Here is a 21517-nt window from a genome sequence, read left to right as displayed (position 1 = left end):
GACGCTATCGCAGCGATGCGGCGACCCGACAAGCCAGCTCCCACATTGGTTTTGTGGTGTGTCCAGAACTCCCTGCCTGATCGAGCCCCCCCTGTGGGAGCGGGCTTGCCCGCGATGGCAGTAGTACAGGCACTATCTTTGGCTGACATACCGCCATCGCAGGCAAGCCAGCTCCCACATTGGTTTTGTGGTGTGTCCAGAACTCCCTGCCTGATCGAGCCCCCCTGTGGAAGCGGGCTTGCCCGCGATGGCGGTAGTACAGGCACTATCTTTGGTGGCTGACATACCGCCATCGCAGGCAAGCCAGCTCCCACATTGGTTTTGTGGTGTGTCCAGAACTCCCTGCCTGGTCGAGCCCCCCCTGTGGGAGCGGGCTTGCCCGCGATGGCAGTAGTACAGGCACTATCTTTGGTGGCTGACATACCGCCATCGCAGGCAGACCAGCTCCCACATTGTTTTGTGGTGTGTCCAGAATTCCCTGCCTGATCGAGCCCCCCCTGTGGGAGCGGGCTTGCCCGCGATGGACTCAAGGGCGCTGCTGATCCACCTGATACACCACCGGACTTTCACCCACCACCAACGCCGTCACACTCCGCCCCGGATACCCGTCCCTCTGCTCCTGCGCAAAGTTGGCCACCAACCGCGTGCCATCGGTAAACGTGGTCTGCTGCACCAGCCGGTCGTTGCTCAGCCAGCGAAAATCCGTCATTGCCTGGGTCGCCAAACGCTCATGCAACGGGCGGAAAAACCCAGCCTGACGCTGGATCATCGGCAAGCGTTGCTTCAAGGTAGCGGCGCTCAAGTGATAGAGCGGCGGCACGTTGTAAAGCAACTGGGTCAACTCATTTTCCGCCTGCACATTGCTCAGCTTCAGGCTGTCGTACAGCCAGTGATGGCTGGTAATGACCGAGCCATGGAACACCGCCTGATACAGCGGCAGGCGCATCGCCGGGGCAAAGTACACGCTGCGCAGCGGCTCTTTGAGCGGCACGCGCTTGAAGAACACCGCCGGTTCCTCCGGTGGATACCAGGCGCCCACGTAGTAAGGCGATTGCTTGTCCTGGGTCATCTCGCGGTCGCCCCAGCCCATGACCGGGGTCTGCATGCCATGGGCGAACAACACGCCGCGGGCGGTGGTGGCATTGCCGTCTTCGGAGCCCACCGGCAACTGGAGGTGGCTACCAATCCAGCGCGCCGCGTCGATATTGCCCTCGGCGTTCTGCGCCTGGGTCATGCCCAGTACCGAGCGATAGCTGTCAAACAGCATGCCGGTGGCGTAGGCATCGAGAAACCAGGCATTGAACCCGGCCTTGGCCTGCACCGCTGTCACCCGTGCCTGCAGCAGCGGGCGCACGCAACGCGGGTCGGTGTAGTGCCCGGACTTCTGGAAGCCGGTCTTGAGCTGGCCATTTTTCAACATGATCGCGCAGTCGCGGTACGCCCGGCTGCCCAGGTGCGCGGTGGTCCAGTCGAGGTTCTCCGTGTCCGCCAGCGCGGTTTCATAGGAATCATAAGGCGCCATCAAGTACCCGGCCTCGACACCCTTGCGTACCGCCTCAGGGTGCCAGAGCCCGCCCTCCCAGCCTTCGCCCAGGGTCAATAGCAAGCGTGGTAGGCCACTGTCTTGCAGGGTCTTTATAGTTTTGGCGGATAAGGTGCTACCCCAGGTTTCGGGGGGCGCGGTCAAGGCGCTGGCAAACTCCTGCGCCAATGCCTGACGGACCACCCCATAGCCTTCGGCGAGTGCCTGCATGTCGGGCTCGGTCTTGGCTTGCCAGCCCTGGCGCGCCTTTTTGTCGAGGGCCGCGTTGAGCCCTCTTAACAACACGGCTTGCTGGTAACGATCCAGAAACGGCTGGGTGACGTGCACCACCTGCGTCGCCTGCGGGTCAAGCAGGCCCCTGAGTTGCGCGCCCAACCCATCAGCCGCGCGCAACAATGTGCGTAGCTGCTGCCAATCGCGTACATCACCAAGGCCCAGCAGGTCGTTGCCCCACAGGTACACATGGCTGGCACCCAGCAGTTTTTCGCCGTCAGGCAGGCGTTGCAGCTTTTGCGCCAACGGCTCGTAAAGGACCTGCTCCACCAGCCACTGGCGATAGCGCTTGGCACCGGCCAGCAAGTCGGCTTCGCCCAGGTTCAGGCGCAGTGTCATCGGCGCGCCAGGGTCCAGGGCGGTGAACTCATGGCGCAACGACAACCCCAGGCGCTGGCCCTCGGCATGCCACTGCAAGCGATTGTTGTAGGGGTTGGTCAGCAGCCAGTTGAGGGTAAAGCTGGCGTGGTCGACGCCCCATAACGGCAGGCTGAGGTCTTGGGTGCTGTTCACATCGCCGTAATCGAGCAGGAAGTCTTGCCACAGGCGATTGCCGGCGGGGATGTAATGCCCCTCGGCGAGCGGCCAGATCAAGCCCTTGCCCATGGCGCTGGCCGGTTGCCGGAGGATGTCCAGTTCAGCAGCCTCGCGTGCGGTGACGCTAAGGATCAGGTCGCGCTGGTCCAGGGTGGCGCTCAGGTGATAGGCCCCCTTGTCCCATTGCCAGTTGGCCTGTTGATCGGCCTGTTGCAACTGGCTGACCTCATGGGCCCCCACGCCGCTTGAGGCCAGTACCGGTTCGCCGCCAGCGGGGGTAACGCGCACAGCCAGGGTCGCCGCGTCGAGTTCGATACGCCATTGGGCGTTTTCCAGCACGGTGCCGGCAACCGCCAGGGGTGAGAGCAGTAGCATGCAAACCATTAAGGTAAGGCGCAGACAACGAGGCATGGCAAAGACCTTCACACAAGTGAAAGCCTGGAGGGTAAAACAATTGGTTACCTGAGAAACGCCCCATTAGGACTTTGAGACGTTTCCCACGGCCCCTACCGCGCTGTAGGAGCCGGCTTGCCGACCCCTACGCGGGCTCGCGGATTTTGTACCAAGCCACATACAACGCCGGCAAAAACAGCAGCGTCAGCAGGGTGGCGATGATGATGCCGCCGATCATCGCGTAGGCCATAGGCCCCCAGAACACTTCCAGGGCGATGGGGATCATGCCCAGGCTGGCGGCCGCCGCCGTCAGCAGGATCGGCCGGCGCCGGTGTTCGGTGGCCTGCACTACCGCGTCCCACGGTGTGTAGCCATCACGCTCGTAGGCGTCGATCTGGGTCACCAGGATCACCGAGTTGCGGATGATGATACCGATCAACGCCAGAATCCCCAGGATCGCCACAAAGCCCATGGGCGTGCCCGTGGGAATCAGCGCCAACACCACGCCGATCAGGCCCAGTGGGGCCACGCTGGCCACCAAGAACATTTTCTGCACGCTGTGCAACTGGATCATCAGGAAGGTCGCCATCAAGAACAGCATCAACGGCACCACACTGGCAATCGGGCCCTGGGCCTTGCCGCTTTCCTCCACGGTGCCACCGGTAGCGACCGTGTAGCCCACCGGCAAGCCGGCGCTGAATTTCTCGATTTCAGGCTTGAGCTGCTTGACCAGGTCGGTCGGCTGCATCTCGTCGCGCACGGCGGCCTTGATGGTGATGGTCGGCTTGCGATCACGGCGCCACACCAGCGGCTGCTCCAACTCGTAGCGCACGGTGGCAAAGGCCAGCAATGGGATCGAGGTGCCGCTGGGGGTGACGATCTGCAGGTTCTGCAAGGTTTCCGGGGTGCCGCGCTCGGCGTCTTCGGCGCGGCCGACCACGTTGATCAGGTAGATATCGTCGTGTACCTGGGTCACGGCCGAGCCGCTGACCACGCTGTTCATCAACTGCGCCACGTCTTCGGACGACAGCCCAAGCTGGCGCGCCTTGTCCTGGGCGATATCGACCCGCAGCACTTTGCCCGGCTCGTTCCAGTCATAGATGATCTCGCCCAGGTGCGTATTTTTATCCAGCAACGTCGCCAGTTCGATGGCGTGTTTGCGCACCTGGTCGATGTCCTTGCCAGACACCCGGTACTGGATCGGCCGCCCGACCGGCGGGCCCATTTCCAGGGGTTGGACAAAACTGCCGACGCCCACGAAGTCATCGCGCAAACGTTTTTGCAGGCGCTCGATCAACGCGCCGCGCTCCTCCAGGCCCTTGCTGACAATCACCAACTGCGCGTAGTACGGGTTCTCCAGTTGCTGGTCCAGGGGCAGGTAGAAACGGATCGCCCCTTGGCCGATATAGGTGCTCCAGCGTGCGATGTCGGGGTCGTCCTTGATGATTGCCTCAAGCCGATCCACGGCCTTGCGGGTTTCGTTGATCGAGGCGTTTTGCGGCAGGTTGAGGTCGACGAGGATTTCCGGGCGATCCGACGACGGGAAAAACTGGTTCTGCACAAACTGCATGGAAAACACCGACGCCACGAACAGCAGCACCGTCAGGCCAATCGCCCACCAGCGGTTGCGCATGGCCCACAGCATACCGGCGTTGAACACCCGCCCGATCCGCCCCGGCTCTTCACTGTGGGGTTTGACCTTGCTGCTGAGGATATGCACGCCAATCACCGGCGCAAACAACACGGCCACCACCCACGACACCAGCATCGCCACCGCAATCACCGCAAACAGGGTGAAGGTGTATTCGCCGGCCGAGCTGGCGTTGAGGCCAATCGGCACGAAGCCGGCCACGGTCACCAGGGTGCCGGTGAGCATGGGGAACGCGGTGGAGGTGTAGGCGTAGGTCGCGGCCTGCTCCAGGGTCTCGCCTTTTTCCAGGCGCGTGATCATCATTTCCACGGTGATCATCGCGTCATCCACCAGCAAACCGAGGGCGATGATCAACGCACCCAGCGACACCCGCTGCATGGTGATGCCGCTGTACTCCATAAAGACAAATACCAGTGCCAGCACCAGCGGGATCGAGCACGCCACCACCAACCCGGCACGCAGGCCCAGGCTGATAAAGCTCACCACCAGCACGATGATCACCGCTTCGAACAGCGCACTCGTGAAGCCGCCGACGGCCTCTTCCACCACCTCTGCCTGGTCCGACACCTTGTGCACGCCGATGCCCACCGGCAGGTCGGCAGTCAGCTCGTCCATGCGCTGGTGCAGGGCCTTGCCGAACTCCTGGATATTGCCGCCCTTCTGCATGGCGATGGCCAGGCCAATGGCTTGCTGGCCGTTGAAACGGAACATCGGCCGCGCCGGATCCACATAGCCACGGCTGATATCCGCGATATCCGCCAGGCGGTAGAAGCGGTCATTGAGCCGCAGGTTGACGTCAGCCAGATCCTTTTCCGAGGCGAATTGCCCGGAGGTACGCACCGAAATCCGCTCCGGCCCGGCCTCGATCACCCCGGCCGGGGTCACCGCGTTCTGCGCTTGCAGGCTCTGCACCACTTGGCGCTGGTCAATCCCCAGGGCGGCCAGTTTGCGCGTGGAAAAATTCAGGTAAATCACTTCGTCCTGCTGGCCGATCATCTCGACCTTGCCCAGCCCCGGCACCGCCCGGATTTCGGCGCGCACCTGCTCGACGTAGTCGCGCAACTGGCGCATCGACATGCCATCGGCGGTAAAGGCATACACCGAGCCAAACACATCACCGAACTCGTCGTTGAACGACGGTCCCTGCAAGCCCTGGGGGAAAGTGCCGCGAATGTCGTCGATCTTCTTGCGCACCTGGTACCAGATCTCGGGGATCGCCTTGGCGCTGGTGGTGTCCTTGAGGAACACGAAGACCGTGGATTCACCAGGCCGGGTGTAGCTTTTCACATAGTCCAGGGAGTCCAGCTCTTCGAGCTTTTTCTCGATGCGGTCGGTGACCTGCTTGAGGGTTTCTTCCTGGGTCGCGCCCGGCCAGCGGGTCTGGATCACCATGGTCTTGATGGTGAAGGACGGATCCTCCTCGCGTCCCAGGTTCATGTAGGAAAACACGCCCATCAGCAGCGCAACGAACATCAGGTACCAGACGAAGGACTGATGCTTGAGTGCCCAGTCGGATAAGTTGAAGCTCCCTTTCATCGCGGGCTGTCCTCGTCGGTTTTGACTTTTTGTCCGGGCTTGAGGCTATTGACGCCGGCGCTGACCACCCGCTCGCCAGGCTGCACGCCGCCGTTGAGCACGACACTGCTGGCATCACGGCTGACCAGGGTCACGTCGCGGGGTTGCACGGTCTGCTGCTGCATATCGATGACCCAGATGCGGGCCTTGCCCTCGACATCCTGCACCGCGCTGGCGGGCAACTCGATGCGTGGCGCGATGGCCGAACTCAAGGTCACACTGATCGCCGTGCCCAACCGGAACGCCGGGGGCGTCTGGGCCAGGGTCAGGCGCGCGCGACGGGTGCGGGTTGCGCTTTGTGCCTGGGGCTCGATCTCGCGTACGGTGGCGGTGGTGTTGATGCTGGGGTCCAACTGGCTGGCCACCAGGAACACCACATCCGGCGGCAGACGCTCGGCGAGGCCGGCGGGCAGGTCGATCACCGCTTCCTTGATATCCGGACGGGCCAGGGTCACTACTTGCTGGCCGGCGCTGACCACCTGGCCGGCCTCGGCATTCCAGGCGGTGACGATGCCACCGTGGTCAGTGCGCAACTCGGCGTAGTTGAGCTGGTCCTTGGCCTGGTCCACCGAGGCCTTGGCCTGGTCGAGGGAGGCCTGGGTAGTTTTCAGGTCGGTCTGGGCAATGTCCAGTTGCGCCTGGGCGCCGACGCCACGGTTGAACAACTCCTGCTGGCGCCGCGCATTGGCCTGGGCGTTGATAAATTGCGCCTGGATCCGCGCCAGGTCGCCCTGGGCGGAGCGCAGCTGGTTCTGCTGGTCCGTGGGGTCGAGCACCGCCAGCAAGGCGCCTTTTTCGACTTCGGCGCCCACATCCACCGCGCGCCGGGCGATGCGCCCTGGCACCCGGAAACCCAGGTTACTTTCATAACGCGCCTGGATGCTGCCGGCAAAGCGCCCGAGGTGAGCCTGGTCTTCGGCCTTCACCTCGACCCAGAGCACCGGCCTTATAGGCTCCGGCACCGGTTCTTCCTTGGAACAGGCGATCAGCAACAGGCTGCTGGCGAGGATCAGCGTCAGGTGCTTCATGGCTGCACGCCCTTGGCCTGGGCCTGGTCCGGCGCCTGGGCGATCTCCACCACCATGCCTGGGTGCAGCAATTGCCCACCGGCCACTACGACTTTTTCGCCGCCCTTGAGGCCATCGCTGATGATCACCTTGCCGGTCAGGTAGCGCGCGACAGTGACCTTGTGCAATTGCGCCTTGCCGTCGCCATCCACCAGCCACACGGCGGGCTCGCTGAGATCCTTGGTCAGTGCAGCCCAAGGCAGTTCGATGCTGGCCTTGGCTTGCCCGTTGGCGGTGGCGCTGACCACCGAACCCAGTTGCATGCCCTTGGGCAAGGCCTCCAGGGCAATCTTCACCTGCACCGTGCCGCTGCTGGCCGCAACGGCCGGGGTCACTTCACGCACCCGGCCCACGGCCTTGATGCTCGGGTTATCCAGCAGGCTGACGGTGATTGGCGCATCCGGCGGTGGCTCCGCCAGCAGCGATTCGTAGACGTTGAATACCGCGTCGCGCTCGCCGTCACGGGCCAGGCTGAAAATCGGCACGGTGGCCTGCACCACCTGGCCGACTTCGGCCTGGCGCGCGGTAATCACCCCCGGCGCTTCGGCGATGAGGGCGGTGTAGCCCAACTGCTCGCGGGCGTTGGCCAACTGCGCCTGCGCCGCCGCCAGGGCACTTTGGCTGCTGCGCAAGGCGGCCTGGGCCGCGTCGTACTCGCTGCGGCTGGTGTAGCCCTTGGGCAGGAGTTTCTCCTGGCGCACAAAGGCCGCCGCCGTCTGTTTGACCCGCGCCTGTTCCGCCACCACCTGGGCCTGGGCGGAATCGACGTTGGTCTGCAAATCCTTGGGATCGAGCCTGGCCAGCACTTGCCGGGCCGTCACGCGGTCGCCCACATCCACCATGCGCTGGATAATCTTGCCGCCTACGCGAAACGACAAATCGGTCTGCACCCGCGCCTGGATATCCCCGGTAAGGGTCACCGCCGCCGCGAAATCGGACGGCTGCACGGTTTGCACAAACACCCTGGAATGGGCCTTGGACTCAGGCTTTTGCTGGCCACAGCCGCTCAGCAATGCCAGCAGAGCAACGCCACAAATAACTGTTGAGGTGGGACCGCCCATGCAGGCTCCTTTTGCGTGATACCGACGTGCCAGTGTGTATGCGACTGTGAGCTTAGTTCAGGGTTCCGCCTTCGACTATGGGAATTACCTGGCCTCGGTTGATCGCCGGCAAGCCGACTCCTACAGGGTAAGATGGCGGTCCATACCGGCCGGGAACGCCCCTGATGCTGAAAACCTTAGCGGTGGCCAATTACCGCTCGATCAATAAATTGGTGGTACCGCTGGATCGGCTGAACCTGATCACCGGCCCCAATGGCAGCGGCAAATCCAACCTGTACCGCGCCTTGCGCCTGCTGGCGGAAACCGCCCAGGGCGGCGTGATCAATGCCCTGGCCCGTGAAGGAGGCCTGGACTCGACGTTCTGGGCCGGCCCCGAAAACATCAGCCGGCGCATGCTCAAGGGCGAAGTCGCGGTGCAGGCCAGCGTGCCCCAGGGCGTCAAGCGCTTGCGCCTGGGCTTTGCCGGCGAAGACTTCAGCTACGCGATTTCCCTGGGCTTGCCAGTACCCAGTTCGTCGTACTTTTCCCTGGACCCCGAGATCAAGAAGGAATGCATCTGGGCCGGCCACGTCTATCGCCCGGCCAGCCTGCTGGTGCAACGCTCGGGGGCGATGATCCGCGCCCGAGACGGGCGGACCTGGGATGTGCTGGCCCAACACACGCCCGACTACCACAGCCTGTTCGACCAGGTCGGCAGCCTGCGCGGCTCGCCCGAAGTGCTGATGCTGCGCGAAAGCATTCGCGGCTGGCGCTTCTACGACCACTTTCGCAGCGACGCCGATGCGCCAGTGCGCCTGCCCCAATTGGGTACGCGCACACCGGTGTTGCACCACGATGGCCGCGACCTCGCGGCCGCGTTGCAGACCATCCGCGAAATCGGCGACCCCGAGGCCTTGCAGCGCGCAGTCGGCGATGCGTTTCCCGGCGCACGCCTGAATATCCAGCCGTTGCAGGGCGGACGTTTTGCCATTGAGTTTTATCAGGAAGGGTTGCTGAGGCCACTGTCGGCGGCGGAGTTGTCGGACGGCACCCTGCGCTACCTGCTGCTGATCGCCGCCCTGCTGACGCCACGCCCGCCAACGATGATGGTGCTCAACGAACCGGAAACCAGCCTGCACCCGGACCTGTTGCCGGCCTTGGCGCGCCTGATCATCCAGGCATCAAGGCAATGCCAGGTGTGGGTGGTGTCCCATGCCAGCCGCTTGATCGCGGCGTTGCAGCAGGACGAGGGATGCAATTCGATTGTGCTGGAGAAGGTGATGGGCCAGACGCAGATTGTGGGGCAGCGGGTGTTGGATGAGCCGGCGTGGCATTGGCCGAGTTAGGCAGTGCGTTGGAAGCCCTTCGCCCGGCGCCGCACACCGGGCATCTGAACACTCACGGTGCAGTACCAAAGTAATCGCTGTCTATGCGCAGAATCACTCCCATCATTTAAATAAATGGAATTTTTCCTTCAGAACTTTATGAGCTTAACTTCGGAGGCATCCGACTTTACTTAAAACCTATATCTCTTCAGGCTGACGACCTGGCACTTACGCCTAGTTTTAATCACTGCATACACCAAGCTTAGTGCAACACACACGTCATGAACGAGAATATAAAATGAATACAGCCCAACCTGCACGTCACACCAACGAAGCTTGCGCTGACCTTCTCCGCGACCTAGACAAGTCGAAAATCACGGAGAACATACAAGACACCTGCAACGAAGAGGTGTTGACCCTCGTCAGGCAACAGCAAGAATACAGAAAAGCCCATCCTCCTATCGCTATTTACCGAATCGCGGCGCAAGGCAGCCAAACCCGCAACGGTGGCGTTATTGAACAAGCCACTTCTCCGATGGAATTCAAACTGCCTAACGGGCAGCACGTACGCGCCGCGCAGAAAGGTGATTACGCTGTATACAACGACGGCACTAAAGCACAAATTGTAACCGCCGCAGGAGCAGACTACAGCCATATTGCATTAGTGGGCAGCGTGCTCAGTAACGGTGACGAAATCATCAATACACCGCAAAGTTCTTCGTTGATCATATTACGTGCGGGAGTGTCGAAAGCTGAAGATTTTTTGCAATCTATTTGAGTGCTTAACCGCAAACCGTTACACCAGTTGACTACCCGCTAGTTAGATAACACTTAACCACGTCCAAATAAAAGATAATTGACGGTCGCAAAGCGACATTACTCGACCGCAAACAATAAGGAATAACAATGAGTGAAGGTCATTTCATTGGTCGCGGTGACAAGACCACCTGCGGCGGGATCGTTCTGGATGGAGATGCGAGGGTAACTATATTCGGTCTACTTCATGCCCGCGAAGGGGGCGAAGTCACATGCGGCATAGACAGGAAGATCTATCAGATTATCGGTGGCATATCGCACATAGAGAGTCATGGCAAACTTGTAGCGGGCACGTTGGACAGTTTCAGCAGTTGCCCCTGCCGAGCGCGGCTGATTCCCTCGGTGTACACGGCGACCTACAGCAACCAAGGCACTGCACCGCGAGTGGCCAGGCGAGCCGCCGAACCCACCGTGCCACCCGTTACCCAACGACCGGAAGCTGCGACCTCATCCAGCCTGGCGCTTTCAGGCAATCGCGCTCCAGCCGTATTCAACAGCGTAGAACCCCAGGAGCCTGGGTTCTACGTGGTCCCCAAAAGCATGACCCGCGAAGCGTTGGAGGCGGTCCTTTTCCCCGAGCACAACCCCGCCGTCATGAGCAAGTTTCAGGGGCTTAACCCCTATAAGGGCGAGGTTAAAGCCGGCTCGATCATCGTGTTGAGTGATCCGAACAACACCGCCTGCACTTACCAGGACGCCCTGTTGATGCAGGCCGCCCAGCAAGTAGACGCAGCGCTGGAGCCCCTGACACCCGAGGAGGCCGACTTTCTGTACCGGCACGGCGCAGAAATCGCCGGGTTTATCGGCCACACCTCAACCTGGCTGGGCGTCAGCGCGGTGGTGATGGAACAGCACCTGAGCAACTTGCGTGACACCCTCCAAGCCATCGAGCGCTTGCATCAGGACAGCTATCGGCAGCACCGCCATCTCAAATCACCGCAATTCTTGTCTGATCGCCAGCGCTTGCTGAACCAACTGGATGCCCACTTGCTGAACTCCACGCGCCTGCGTGGCCAGACAACCCTTGGGGATCACCCAAAACTGAAAACGTCCCTTGGCCTATCCAGTCGCAGCCTGGTGCATCACTGGGACAAGGCGGGGGCACCGGGACAGATTCCGGGGTATGCCACGCATGTGGATGCGATCAGTCGTGCCGCCAAATACATGAAGACGGGTGGGTATATCGCCATTGGGATTGGTGGTGTTTCTTCGGTGTTGGCTATTCAGCAAGTGTGTAACGGGGGTGATGCGGCAGCTTGCGAGAAGATCAAGTTCACTGAAGGGGGGAAGTTCGCCGGCGCAACTTCTGGTGGTCTTCTAGCTGGCGTGATAGCGAGTTATACAAGTGGCTCGATCTGCTTGGCAATTGGCGTAGCTACAGGAGGTATCGGAGGTGTTGTCTGTGTCGCGGCCGTAGTGGGAACTGGCGTATGGGCGGGTACGACTGCCGCTAGCATGGGTGGCGAATACATAGGTGAAAAAATTTACGAGTCCATACAACAGTGACCAGTATTGATACCTGGCCAACTTGGATTGCCCTCATTGTTGCAGGCGGCCCAATTCTGCTTGCCGTGTTGAGTCTTTCATACAGCCTGTACCTCAGCCGTCGTCACATGGACGAAATAAAAGAAGCGTTGAAGAACAGCCGTTATATCTATATTTGGGGGACCAGCCTGGGGAAACGAGGTTTGATTTGGTCGCTCTGGGAGATATCAAAAATCGCCGGGATGGTGGTGTGGCCGAGGGCGTCTCTCATTGTCGGTGAGCTGGACTCAGTCGATCTCGAAAACTTCCCACCTCACCTGAAACGGCGTCTGATCATCAAAATGACAATGACGATCACTGCCTTCACTTGGATGGTAGCGGTAGCCATTCTGCTGAAATTCAGGTAGCGCAAGCGGGCCTCTCCCGAGGCCCTATACCGATATCAACCCTGCCACTTACCCCCTTCAACAATCACACTCTCAGGCTTGGTGTCGTCGCTCAGTTCTTTACGCACGTACTGGTCATACAGCTTGAGCAAGAACTTCTCTTCACCCAACTTGGCCAACTCGGCATTCACCCAGTCGCGCAGTTCGATATTGCCCTTCTTCACCGCCGGTGCAATCGGCGCTTCGTCACCCAGCTTCTGTTCGAGCACGCGGTAGCCCGGGTTCTGTTTGGCCCAGCTGAACAGCACCAGGTTGTCCTGGGCATAGGCATCACCACGCCCAGCCGACAAGGCTTGCAGTGACTCGGAGTTTTTCTCGAACTTGAGCAGTTTCCAGTCTGGATGGTTCTTGGTCAGCCAGATGTCGGCCGTGGTGCCGGTGGTGACGATGGTGGTACGGGTGGCCAGGTCGTCGAGGCTTTTGACCACGCTGTCGTTAGGCACCAGGGCCTGGACCGCGACTTTCAGGTTGGGGTTGGTGAACTCCACCGCTTCCTTGCGCTCCGGGGTCACGGTCATGTTGGCGAGGATCAGGTCGACCTTGTCGCTCTGCAAAAACGGAATGCGGCTGGCCGGCTCCACGGCCACGAACTCGACCTTGTTCTCGTCACCCAGCAGGTCCTTGGCAAACCGGCGGCCGATGTCGGTATCAAAGCCGACGTAGCGCCCGGCTTCATCGACAAAGCCAAACGGCGGCTTGTCGGTAAACACGCCGACGATCAGCTTGTCGCGGGCCTTGATCTTGTCGATGTAACTCACCGCCGCCGGCGCGGCAGCGGCGGGTTTGGCCGGTTCTTCAGTTTTGTTGCAGCCGGCCAGTAAGGCGAGGCCGAGCAGCGGCAGTAACAACTTGGCAGTTTTCATGACAGCTCCAGTTCCTTGATTTTCTTGGGCAGTGTTGAAACAAACGAGAATTTCTCGAGGAACTGCTGCGCGCGTGCGGTCTGCGGGTTCGTAAAGAAGGCCTCGGGGGTGTTGTGTTCGAGGATGCGGCCAGCCTCCATAAACACCACGCGGTCGGCGACGGCGCGGGCAAAGGCCATTTCGTGGGTAACGATCAGCAGGGTCATGCCATCGCGGGCCAGGTCCTGGATCACTTCCAGCACCTCCTTGACCATTTCCGGGTCGAGGGCGGCGGTGACTTCGTCAAACAGCATGACCTGGGGGTTCATGCACAGCGAACGGACGATGGCGATACGTTGCTGCTGGCCGCCCGAGAGCTGGCGCGGGAACGCATCGCGCTTGTCGGCGAGCCCTACCCGCTCCAGCAGTTTTTGCGCCTGTTCACGGGCTTCGCGGGGCTCGCGCTTTTGCACTTTGAGTGGGCCCAGCAGGATGTTGTCGAGCACGCTCATATGGGGGAACAGGTGGTAACTCTGAAACACCATGCCTACGTCCTGGCGCACCTGGCGCCAGTCGGTGTGTTTATCCAGCAGCTCTTTGCCGGCCAGCCGCAGGCTGCCGCTGTGGGCCACTTCCAGGCCATTGAGGCAGCGCAGCAAGGTGCTTTTACCGCAGCCGCTGGGGCCGAGGATCACCACCACTTCGCCGCTTTGCACCCTCAGGTCGATGCCATTGAGCACCTGCTGTTCGCCGAAGAATTTATTGAAACCCTGGAACTCGATCAATGCGCTCATGCTTGGGCCCAGCGCCGTTCCAGCACCTTGGAGGCGGCCGACAACGGGTAGCAGATAAAGAAGAAAAACAGGAACAGCGCGCCGTAGATCAATACCGACTCGTAAGTGCGCTCGATGATTTGCTGGCCGACCTTGATCACGTCCACCACGCCGATCAGCACCGCCAGGGAGCTGGTCTTGATGATCCGCGTGTAGACGTTGATGGTCGGCGGCGTCATGCGCTTGAGCGCCTGGGGCAACAGCACGTAGCCGTAGAGCTGCGGCGCCGACAAGCCAATCGACAGCCCCGCCTCCCGCTGCCCGCGCGGCAGCGAATGCAAGGCCCCGCGCACCACTTCGCCCACTTCACTGGCGCCCCACAGCGACAGCACCAGCACCGCGCACCAGAAACTGGGGATGCTCAGGCCGGTGAAAATCGGCAGGCCAAAAAACAGCAGATACAGCCACACCAGCACCGGAATCGCGCGGAACAATTCCAGGTAAATGCGCAGCAGCAGGTTGATCGCCCGCACATTCAAAGTGCGCAGCACCCCATACACCACCCCGCCGATGGTGCTGAAGGCGATGCTCAAAAACGAAATCGACAGGGTTTGTGCAGCGCCCTTGCCCAGTTGCGGCAACGACACCCACAACAATTCAAGACCCGAACTGGCCATGCTGGAGCCTCCTTTCCAGGCGGCTGAGCAGCAGCGACAGCGGCAAGAACAACAGCACGCAAATCAGCGTGAGCACGGCGAGCATCTCGTAAGTCTTGTAGTAGAGGGCGATGTAGCTTTTGGTGGTGTAGAGAATCTCTGGCACCGCCACCGCCGACACCACGGTGGTTTCCTTGAGCAGGAAAATGAAATTGGCGAACAGCGCAGGCAGGCTGAGGATCCCGGCCTGGGGCAGGATCACATGGCGCAGCAACTGCCAGTCGGACAGGCCGATGGACTTACCGGACTCGATCTGCGCCAGCGGCACCGCTTCCACACCAGCGCGCAGCACTTCGGTGAGGTAGGCGCCGCCCAAAAAGGTCATGGTGATGATCGCCGCCCAGAACCCGGAGATATTCAAACCCAGGGCCGGCAAGGCGAAGTACACGAAGAACAGCTGGATCAGCAGCGGCGTGTTGCGCGCCAGCTCCACATACAGCGCTACCAGGCGCGACAGGTAGGGCGTGCGGAACACCAGCAGGGCCGAGTTGATCAGCGCCACCAGCAGCGAGGTGCCGATGGCGATCAAGCCTACTTGCAGGGTCACCCCCACGGCCTTGAGAAACGCCGGCAGGGTGCTGAGGATAAACGCGTAGTCGAAGGTCATTTCAAGTCCTGGGCGCCGCAGGGGTAATGCGGCGTAAACGCAGTCCGGTCCAGCGTGGGTAACGCCGGGAAGCGCTGACTTTAAAGGTATAAAAACCAAAATTTAAATACCGAAATAGCATATTGATATCACCCAAAAAGCTAACCGGCGGATTCGCCGGGTTGCCGGGTGACAGCTATTGTTCTGGGGGGTGTAGGAAGGGTCTTTTTTTCAGCGCTGAACCACAGGGAAGGACAGCGCGTGCCCAGACTGAGGGCCATTTAACAGCGAGGGAATGCCAGATGAGCGAGACAAAACCGATTGACCCGCAGGACTTGGTGAAATGGCTGGTGGCGCTGCGGCGGGCGATCAACCGCCGGGATTTGTAGCGCAGTGTGGGAGCGGGCTTGTGTAGGGGCGGGCTTGCCTGCGATAGCATCACCACTGTGTGACAGACATACCGAGGTGCCTGCAGCGCAGGCAAGCCAGCTCCCACATTTTTGATCCTCGTTGCCCAACAAAAAACGCCGACGCTGTATCAGCCGTCGGCGTTCAAACCTTGAAGGGGGTTTGGCAAATCAGAACGCCGGCAACACCGCGCCGCTGTATTTCTTATCGATGAAGGCTTTGACTTCAGGGCTGGTCAGGGCCTTGGAGAGTTTCTGGATGGCGTCGCTGTCCTTGTTGTCTGGACGGGCTACCAGATAGTTCACGTACGGCGAGTCGGCGCCTTCAATGATCAACGCATCCTTGGCCGGGTTCAGGCCGGCTTCCAGGGCGTAGTTGGTGTTGATCATGTCCAGGTCGACCTGGTCCAGGACGCGCGGCAGCAGGGCCGATTCCAGTTCCTTGAACTTCAGGTTCTTCGGGTTGCTGGCGATGTCCTTTGGCGTGGACAGGGCGTTTTTCGGGTCCTTGAGGGTAATCAGGCCGGCCTTCTGCAGCAGCAACAGGGCGCGACCGCTGTTGGAGCCTTCGTTGGGAATGGCCACGGTGGCGCCGTCTTTCAGGTCTTCAAGCTTGGTGACTTTCTTCGAGTAGCCGCCAAACGGTTCTACGTGCACGCCAATCACGGTGACCAGGTTGGTGCCTTTACCTTTGTTGAAGTTTTCCAGGTACGGCAGGGTCTGGAAGTAGTTGGCGTCCAGACGCTTCTCGGCCACTTGCACGTTCGGTTGCACGTAGTCGGTGAAGACCTTGATTTCCAGGTCCACGCCTTCTTTGGCCAGGGTCGGCTTGATCAGCTCAAGGATCTCGGCGTGCGGCACCGGCGTGGCCGCGACCACCAGTTTTTCGTTGGCTTGAGCGATACCGGCAGTCAGGGCCGCCGCCAGGGCGGTGAACAACAGAACCTTTTTCATGCAGTGTCCTTAATCGAAAATCCGGGACGTCGGTGACGGCCGCTTCTTATGGGGGTGCCAGCGATGTGCTATCGCGGCGTGGAATGGACAATACCGATATTTTTTATTCCCGAACAATACCTTTTATTCACTTTGATATTCCATTTTGCTCATACAGAGCCCAAGCCCTGAAACAGACGCGTCAACGCTGCGCGCTCGACTTCGCTGCCGCTGCTCAGGATCTGTCGCACCTGATGCTCAATCTGCGCCACCGACGCCACCGGCAGGTTCAGATGCTCCGGCAAGATCTCATCGCCGCTGCTGACCAGCAGCGCAAAGTGGATCACGTTCTCCAGCTCCCGCGTATTGCCCGGCCAACTGTGCTGCTCCAGCACCCGCTGCGCGTCCTCGCTGATCAACGGCACCGGCAGGTCCAGGCGCTGGCTGTAGATCCCCAGGAAGTACTCGGCCAGGGACAGGATGTCGCCTACGCGCTCGCGCAGCGCCGGCAGTTCCAACTGGCCTTCGCTGAGGTAATGGAACAGGCGCTCATGGAATTTACCCACGGCCACCGCCTGGGCCAGGTCGATGCTGGTGGCAGCGACCAGGCGCACGTCCACCGGGCTCGGCTGATGGGCGCCGACGCGAGTGACTTCGTGGTTTTCCAGGGCGGCGAGCAGCTTGATCTGGATCGGCAGCGGCAAGTCACCGATCTCATCGAGGTACAAGGTGCCGCCGTTGGCCGAGCCGAACCAACCGGCGCGGCTGCTGGCCGCGCCGCTGTGGCTGCCGGCGGCATAGCCGAACAGTTCGGCATCGGCGTAAGTGGGGCTGATCGCACCGCAGTTGACCGACACAAACAGGCCGCTGCGGTCACTGCCACGATGGATATGGCGCGCCAGCAGCTCTTTGCCGCTGCCGGTTTCGCCGCGAATCAGTACGGGCAAGGCACGCGGGGCCAGGCTTTGGAGGTCTTCGCGCAGTTGCCGGGAACGGGGGTCGACAAACACCAGCGCCTTGGCGCGGATGCTCAAGGGGCTTTTTTCGGCATCGGGGAAGGTCAGCAGTGGCTGGCCAAAGGTTTCATGCAGGCTCATGGCAGGCTCCCGCCCCAATTCCACTTAAGGGACGGGGCGTTGAAAAGTATTAGGCGCGGCGCCGGGAGTGATGCTCCAGACGGTTTTGCAGGCGATAGAGGTAGGCGAAACCCTGCTCCCAGCGCTGGTGGCCGGACTTCACGTTGATATGCCCGGCGCCTGCGAGAATTCCGGCTTCAGCCCCCCAGTTCCGCGCCAGCTCCAGGGCCCGAGGGGCGCTGACCGCACTGTCGTTGTCGGAGCTGACGACCTGGCTGGGAAACGGCAACAGGTCGCGCGGAATCGGTGCAAAGTTGCGCAACGCCGGCGCACACGCGGGGCGCTCGACATCCGCCGGGGCCACCAGCAAGGCCCCGCGCACCTGGCGCAGGAACTGCAATGGCGCGCTGGCCGCCCAGTGCGCCACGGTGATGCAACCCAGGCTGTGGGCAATGAGAATCACCGGAGTGCTGTCGGCCGCAATGGCTTCAGCCAGGGCCGCCACCCAGTCTTCGCGGCGCGGGGTCAACCAGTCGGCCTGCTCCACGCGGGCGCTGTTGGGCAGGCTGTTCTGCCAATGGGTTTGCCAATGATCTTCTGGCGATCCTTGCCAGCCCGGCACGATCAGGTAACGGATCAACTCGCTGTGCATGGGTGTGCCCTCCTGCAGCGTTTAACGTTGCTGACCAGTATAGGGACGGGGCATATATTCGTTAAGGAATAAGAAGCTATTTATTAATAACCAAAAACACAAAACCATTTCGCTCAAAATGTAGGCGCTGGCTTGCCGGCGATTGCGCCGTGTCCGCCGAAACATTCATCGACTGACTCACCGCTATCGCTGGCAAGCCAGCTCCTACAGGGGTTGGGAAGACGGCTTAAATCACAGGCAAAAAAAAGGCCGCACCCTGCCAAGGAGACGGCCAAAAAATTGTCGAGGCTGTTGACACTAACGCGCAGTAATCACCGACAGCTTGGTAATTCCCGCTCGCTCAATCGACGCCATGGCCCGAGCCACTTCGCCATAGTTCACACCATCGTCAGCCTGCAGTTGTACCCGCACCTCTGGGTCCTTCGCCTTGGCGGCCTGCAGGTTGAATTCCAGCAGGTCCGGCTGGATTTCATCCTTGTTGATAAACACTTTGCCGGCGCCGTCGATGCTCACCACCAACGGGTCTTTCTGCTCCACCGGGGCCACGGCCTCGGTCTTGGGCAGGTTGATCGGGATCGCATTGGTCAACAGCGGGGCGGTGACGATAAACACCACCAGCAGTACCAGCATCACGTCCACCAGGGGCGTGACGTTGATCTCACTCAGTACCTCGTCGCTGTCTTGGGTGGAGAAGGCCATATCAGGACGCCTCCTTCACTTTTTGCGCGCTGCCCTGGGCGGCGTTTTTGTGCAGCGCCGGGTGGACCAGCACGCGGAACGAATTTTTCTGCGCCAGGCTGTAGAAGTCATGGGCGAAGTCATCCAGGTCGGCAGCTGTCAGCTTCAGGCGACGCAGAAAATAGTTGTAGACCAGTACCGCCGGTACGGCGACGGCGATCCCCACGCCGGTCGCGACCAGCGCCGCACCGATGGGCCCGGCCACGGTTTCGAGGCTGGCGGAGCCCGCGGCGCTGATCCCTTTCAACGCTTCCATGATCCCCCACACGGTGCCGAACAGCCCGATAAAGGGCGAGGTGCTGCCAATACTCGCGACCACGGCCAGGCCGGTTTCCAGGGAGCGCCGCTCACGCACAATCTGCTGGCGCAGGGCACGTTCGAGGCGGTCCTGGTGGTTGATCGCCTGGCTCAAGTCAGCGGCGTGCGGCGCATCACCGACCTGGATCGCTGCATAACCGGCCTGGGCCACACGGGCGGCGGCGCCGGGGTGGGTTTCGCTCAGTTCGGCGGCCGAATCGAGACTCGACGCTGCCCAGAACTGTTTGTGGAACTTGCGATCCTGGGCCTTGAGGCGGCCGAACTGCACGCCCTTGAGCAGGGCCAGGCCCCAGGTGGCGACGGAAAAAACCACCAGCAGCCAGATCACCGCGCTTTCGATGGATTCAAGTGGAGATGCCAGTAACGTCATGATGCGGTCCTCGGTGTAAGCGATAGAGTGTCGAGCAAAGGCTCAATGAATCTTGAAATCGATAGGTACGCTGACCCAGCCATCCTGGGCCACGTCGCCCTGCTTGGCGGGCACGAAGCTCCAGCGCTTCACGGCGCTGAGTGCGGCGTCGTCGAGTTGCTGGCGACCGCTGCTCTTTTGCACCTGGATTTCACCGGGCTTGCCGCTGGCCAATACATGCACCCGCAACAACACCGTGCCTTCCCAGCCACGGCGCTGGGCCAGTGATGGGTACTCGGGCGCCGGGTTCTTCAGGTACGCAGCGTTGGCCGAAGCAGGCGTCACCGGTGCCGGCGCAGGCGCAGCTGGCGTGGGCGCGGGGGGTGCCGGCTGGGGTGGCGCAGGCGGCTGTTCGACGGCTTTGGGCACCGGCTTGGGTTCGGGCTTGGGCACAGGTTTTGGCTTGGGCTTGGGAACCGGCTTGGGTGGCGCCGGCTTGGCCGCCAACTCATCCACGACCGGTGGCGGTGGTTCTACAACTGGCGGCGGTGGCGGTACAGGCGGCGGCGGTTCCACCACCGGCGGCGCCGGCTGGGAAAACTCGATGGTCATCGGTGGAATTTCCGGCGGCACAATCGGCAGCACCGGCACCGGTTTCTGGCTGACCCAGTAGATCACCGCGCCATGCAGCGCCAGCGCCAACAGGCCCAATAAAATGCCTTCACGGCGGCTCAAGATCCCCTTGGGGGTTTTCTGCAAACGCAACTGCCCCAAGGGCGCGCGATGCGGCCGGCCAAGGTCGACCAACTCACCACTCGGTGCCTGGCGCCACTGCGCCTCATGTGCACTGGCGGCGGTCTGGACATTGCCCATTGATTCACTCCCTGCTGTCTTCAGCGAAAAAACCGACGGGCCTGCGGGGCGACCGTCGAGAGCTGAATCATCGGGGGCAGACGCTTATCTCTTAAAGTAATCTTTAAAGTTATACATAGACCAAACAGGAATATGAAAAATCAGCGCTTGGCCCAAAGCCACGCCCCACGGGGCCTAGCGGCGAGAGGCAAAATCATGATGCTTTGCGGGCATGCAAAATATTCCTCAAAGGCATGGCTCAGCGCGGGCTGGCCTCGCATAAATCCCACAATTGCCCCTGCAGGCTCTGCCCCGCCGCCCCCATCCCATTGCGCCCATACAGCGCCAGCCGCACGCCCTGCACCGCGGGCAAACCACTGTCGGCGCCGAGCACCACATGCCCGGCCTGCACCACCCGCTCAGGCAGCAGGCTGATGCCCAACCCCGCCGCCACCGCCGAACACACACTGGCCAGGCTCGCGCTGGAATAGCCAATGCGCCAGCGCCAGCCACCGACTTCCAGGTGCTGGAGCATTTCATTGCGGTACAGGCCGCCCACCGGGAACGCCACCAAGGGCAATGGGTCGCGGCCCAGGGCCGGCATGTGGCGGCTATCGACCCAGCACAACGGCTCCGGCCAGGAGGCCAGGCAGTCGTCGCTGTCGCCCATCTGCTTGACCAGCAACACATCGAACTCACCGCCGCGATACTGACGCAACAGCGCCGGCCCCAGGCCGCTGGTGACCTCCAGGCGCACCCGTGGGTAGGCCACGACAAACGCCGACAGCAACGGCATCAGGCGCTCGGCGGCAAAATCCTCGGGCACGCCCAGGCGCAGCACACCGTCGCTCTGCTGGTTGATCAGCACATCGGCGGCTTCTTCGTTGAGTGCCAGGATGCGCCGCGCATAGGCCAGCAGGCGTTCACCCTCGACCGTTGCCACCACCCGGCGCTGATCACGGTCGAGCAAGCGGCAGCCGACACTGTCTTCCAGGCGGCGCAATTGCTGGCTGACCGTGGATTGGGTGAGGTGCAGGCGTTCGGCGGCGCGGGTGAAATTCGCACAATCGACAACGGCGACAAAACTGCGCAACAGCACGGGATCGAACATGAACACCACCATC

General features: G+C 61.4%; 19 protein-coding genes. 4 read left to right on the top strand and 15 right to left on the bottom strand.

The features are described 5' to 3' along the window. Window positions 1-526: 526 nt before the first annotated feature. From HBO05_RS09285 to HBO05_RS09270, 4 genes are all read right to left on the bottom strand, one after another. A complete protein-coding gene (locus HBO05_RS09285; protein WP_172312432.1) occupies window positions 527-2764 on the bottom strand; it encodes a glycoside hydrolase in 2238 nt (745 codons plus the stop codon). Between the two features lie 127 nt (window positions 2765-2891). Then, window positions 2892-5933, bottom strand: a complete 3042-nt coding sequence (locus HBO05_RS09280) for an efflux RND transporter permease subunit (RefSeq protein WP_172312430.1) — start codon at window positions 5931-5933, stop codon at window positions 2892-2894. Further along, window positions 5930-7000 carry an efflux RND transporter periplasmic adaptor subunit gene (locus tag HBO05_RS09275; RefSeq protein ID WP_172312429.1) on the bottom strand — a complete coding sequence of 357 codons (1071 nt, stop codon included), beginning with the start codon at window positions 6998-7000 and terminating at the stop codon, window positions 5930-5932. The genes HBO05_RS09280 and HBO05_RS09275 overlap by 4 nt, the downstream gene beginning before the upstream one ends. Then, window positions 6997-8100 (bottom strand): efflux RND transporter periplasmic adaptor subunit, encoded by a 1104-nt coding sequence (locus HBO05_RS09270; protein ID WP_170042324.1) that lies wholly within the window; start codon window positions 8098-8100, stop codon window positions 6997-6999. Before HBO05_RS09270 ends, HBO05_RS09275 begins: the two co-directional genes overlap by 4 nt. A 164-nt stretch (window positions 8101-8264) precedes the next feature. Between HBO05_RS09270 and HBO05_RS09265 the strand changes: the two genes are divergently transcribed. From HBO05_RS09265 to HBO05_RS09250, 4 genes are all read left to right on the top strand, one after another. Then, the gene (locus HBO05_RS09265) at window positions 8265-9425 is read left to right on the top strand and encodes an AAA family ATPase (protein WP_170042323.1); all 1161 of its coding nucleotides are present in this window, start codon (window positions 8265-8267) and stop codon (window positions 9423-9425) included. Between the two features lie 277 nt (window positions 9426-9702). Next, complete coding sequence (locus HBO05_RS09260) at window positions 9703-10182, top strand: hypothetical protein (protein WP_172312428.1); 480 nt, start codon at window positions 9703-9705, stop codon at window positions 10180-10182. A 128-nt stretch (window positions 10183-10310) separates the two neighbouring features. After that, window positions 10311-11726: a PAAR domain-containing protein gene (locus HBO05_RS09255; protein ID WP_172312427.1), complete on the top strand. Its 1416-nt coding sequence runs from the start codon at window positions 10311-10313 to the stop codon at window positions 11724-11726. Then, a complete protein-coding gene (locus HBO05_RS09250; protein WP_172312426.1) occupies window positions 11723-12112 on the top strand; it encodes a hypothetical protein in 390 nt (129 codons plus the stop codon). Before HBO05_RS09255 ends, HBO05_RS09250 begins: the two co-directional genes overlap by 4 nt. 35 nt (window positions 12113-12147) lie before the next feature. Here HBO05_RS09250 and HBO05_RS09245 read toward each other — a convergent pair whose 3' ends face one another. The 11 genes from HBO05_RS09245 to HBO05_RS09195 all read right to left on the bottom strand — a co-directional run bounded on the left by HBO05_RS09245 (window position 12148) and on the right by HBO05_RS09195 (window position 21504). After that, a complete protein-coding gene (locus tag HBO05_RS09245; protein ID WP_169953925.1) occupies window positions 12148-13014 on the bottom strand; it encodes a transporter substrate-binding domain-containing protein in 867 nt (288 codons plus the stop codon). Continuing rightward, window positions 13011-13787 carry an amino acid ABC transporter ATP-binding protein gene (locus tag HBO05_RS09240; protein ID WP_169953926.1) on the bottom strand — a complete coding sequence of 259 codons (777 nt, stop codon included), beginning with the start codon at window positions 13785-13787 and terminating at the stop codon, window positions 13011-13013. Before HBO05_RS09240 ends, HBO05_RS09245 begins: the two co-directional genes overlap by 4 nt. Continuing rightward, window positions 13784-14443, bottom strand: coding sequence for an amino acid ABC transporter permease (locus HBO05_RS09235; RefSeq protein ID WP_076962043.1), 660 nt, complete (start codon window positions 14441-14443; stop codon window positions 13784-13786). Before HBO05_RS09235 ends, HBO05_RS09240 begins: the two co-directional genes overlap by 4 nt. Then, window positions 14424-15089 (bottom strand): amino acid ABC transporter permease, encoded by a 666-nt coding sequence (locus HBO05_RS09230; protein WP_169953927.1) that lies wholly within the window; start codon window positions 15087-15089, stop codon window positions 14424-14426. The genes HBO05_RS09235 and HBO05_RS09230 overlap by 20 nt, the downstream gene beginning before the upstream one ends. Before the next feature lie 557 nt (window positions 15090-15646). Next, window positions 15647-16429, bottom strand: coding sequence for a MetQ/NlpA family ABC transporter substrate-binding protein (locus HBO05_RS09225; RefSeq protein ID WP_169953928.1), 783 nt, complete (start codon window positions 16427-16429; stop codon window positions 15647-15649). 149 nt (window positions 16430-16578) lie between these two features. Then, complete coding sequence (locus HBO05_RS09220) at window positions 16579-17505, bottom strand: sigma 54-interacting transcriptional regulator (protein WP_169953929.1); 927 nt, start codon at window positions 17503-17505, stop codon at window positions 16579-16581. Between the two features lie 49 nt (window positions 17506-17554). Continuing rightward, window positions 17555-18136, bottom strand: coding sequence for an alpha/beta hydrolase (locus tag HBO05_RS09215; RefSeq protein WP_032856553.1), 582 nt, complete (start codon window positions 18134-18136; stop codon window positions 17555-17557). A 297-nt stretch (window positions 18137-18433) separates the two neighbouring features. Further along, complete coding sequence (locus HBO05_RS09210) at window positions 18434-18835, bottom strand: biopolymer transporter ExbD (RefSeq protein ID WP_029299521.1); 402 nt, start codon at window positions 18833-18835, stop codon at window positions 18434-18436. A gap of 1 nt (window position 18836) precedes the next feature. Beyond that, on the bottom strand, window positions 18837-19562 hold the full coding sequence (locus HBO05_RS09205; protein ID WP_169953930.1) for a MotA/TolQ/ExbB proton channel family protein: 726 nt from the start codon (window positions 19560-19562) through the stop codon (window positions 18837-18839). Between the two features lie 42 nt (window positions 19563-19604). Next, entirely contained in the window at window positions 19605-20414 is an 810-nt protein-coding gene (locus tag HBO05_RS09200) for an energy transducer TonB (RefSeq protein WP_169953931.1), read from the bottom strand. A 238-nt stretch (window positions 20415-20652) separates the two neighbouring features. After that, a complete protein-coding gene (locus tag HBO05_RS09195; RefSeq protein ID WP_170042320.1) occupies window positions 20653-21504 on the bottom strand; it encodes a LysR substrate-binding domain-containing protein in 852 nt (283 codons plus the stop codon). Between the last annotated feature and the right edge of the window lie 13 nt (window positions 21505-21517).

It is taken from the genome of Pseudomonas sp. WS 5079, from assembly GCF_012985465.1.
In the GTDB taxonomy this organism is placed as follows: Bacteria; Pseudomonadota; Gammaproteobacteria; order Pseudomonadales; family Pseudomonadaceae; genus Aquipseudomonas.
This window is presented reverse-complemented; position numbering and strand designations above follow the sequence as displayed.

Coding starts and splice junctions, on each gene's coding strand:
- HBO05_RS09220 (WP_169953929.1), bottom strand. CDS start 17,505: ATGAGCCTGCATGAAACCTTTGGCCAGCCACTGCTGACCTTCCCCGAT.
- HBO05_RS09245 (WP_169953925.1), bottom strand. CDS start 13,014: ATGAAAACTGCCAAGTTGTTACTGCCGCTGCTCGGCCTCGCCTTACTG.
- HBO05_RS09225 (WP_169953928.1), bottom strand. CDS start 16,429: ATGAAAAAGGTTCTGTTGTTCACCGCCCTGGCGGCGGCCCTGACTGCC.
- HBO05_RS09200 (WP_169953931.1), bottom strand. CDS start 20,414: ATGGGCAATGTCCAGACCGCCGCCAGTGCACATGAGGCGCAGTGGCGC.
- HBO05_RS09275 (WP_172312429.1), bottom strand. CDS start 7,000: ATGAAGCACCTGACGCTGATCCTCGCCAGCAGCCTGTTGCTGATCGCC.
- HBO05_RS09240 (WP_169953926.1), bottom strand. CDS start 13,787: ATGAGCGCATTGATCGAGTTCCAGGGTTTCAATAAATTCTTCGGCGAA.
- HBO05_RS09235 (WP_076962043.1), bottom strand. CDS start 14,443: ATGGCCAGTTCGGGTCTTGAATTGTTGTGGGTGTCGTTGCCGCAACTG.
- HBO05_RS09285 (WP_172312432.1), bottom strand. CDS start 2,764: ATGCCTCGTTGTCTGCGCCTTACCTTAATGGTTTGCATGCTACTGCTC.
- HBO05_RS09230 (WP_169953927.1), bottom strand. CDS start 15,089: ATGACCTTCGACTACGCGTTTATCCTCAGCACCCTGCCGGCGTTTCTC.
- HBO05_RS09255 (WP_172312427.1), top strand. CDS start 10,311: ATGAGTGAAGGTCATTTCATTGGTCGCGGTGACAAGACCACCTGCGGC.
- HBO05_RS09210 (WP_029299521.1), bottom strand. CDS start 18,835: ATGGCCTTCTCCACCCAAGACAGCGACGAGGTACTGAGTGAGATCAAC.
- HBO05_RS09195 (WP_170042320.1), bottom strand. CDS start 21,504: ATGTTCGATCCCGTGCTGTTGCGCAGTTTTGTCGCCGTTGTCGATTGT.
- HBO05_RS09280 (WP_172312430.1), bottom strand. CDS start 5,933: ATGAAAGGGAGCTTCAACTTATCCGACTGGGCACTCAAGCATCAGTCC.
- HBO05_RS09205 (WP_169953930.1), bottom strand. CDS start 19,562: ATGACGTTACTGGCATCTCCACTTGAATCCATCGAAAGCGCGGTGATC.
- HBO05_RS09215 (WP_032856553.1), bottom strand. CDS start 18,136: ATGCACAGCGAGTTGATCCGTTACCTGATCGTGCCGGGCTGGCAAGGA.
- HBO05_RS09260 (WP_172312428.1), top strand. CDS start 9,703: ATGAATACAGCCCAACCTGCACGTCACACCAACGAAGCTTGCGCTGAC.
- HBO05_RS09265 (WP_170042323.1), top strand. CDS start 8,265: ATGCTGAAAACCTTAGCGGTGGCCAATTACCGCTCGATCAATAAATTG.
- HBO05_RS09270 (WP_170042324.1), bottom strand. CDS start 8,100: ATGGGCGGTCCCACCTCAACAGTTATTTGTGGCGTTGCTCTGCTGGCA.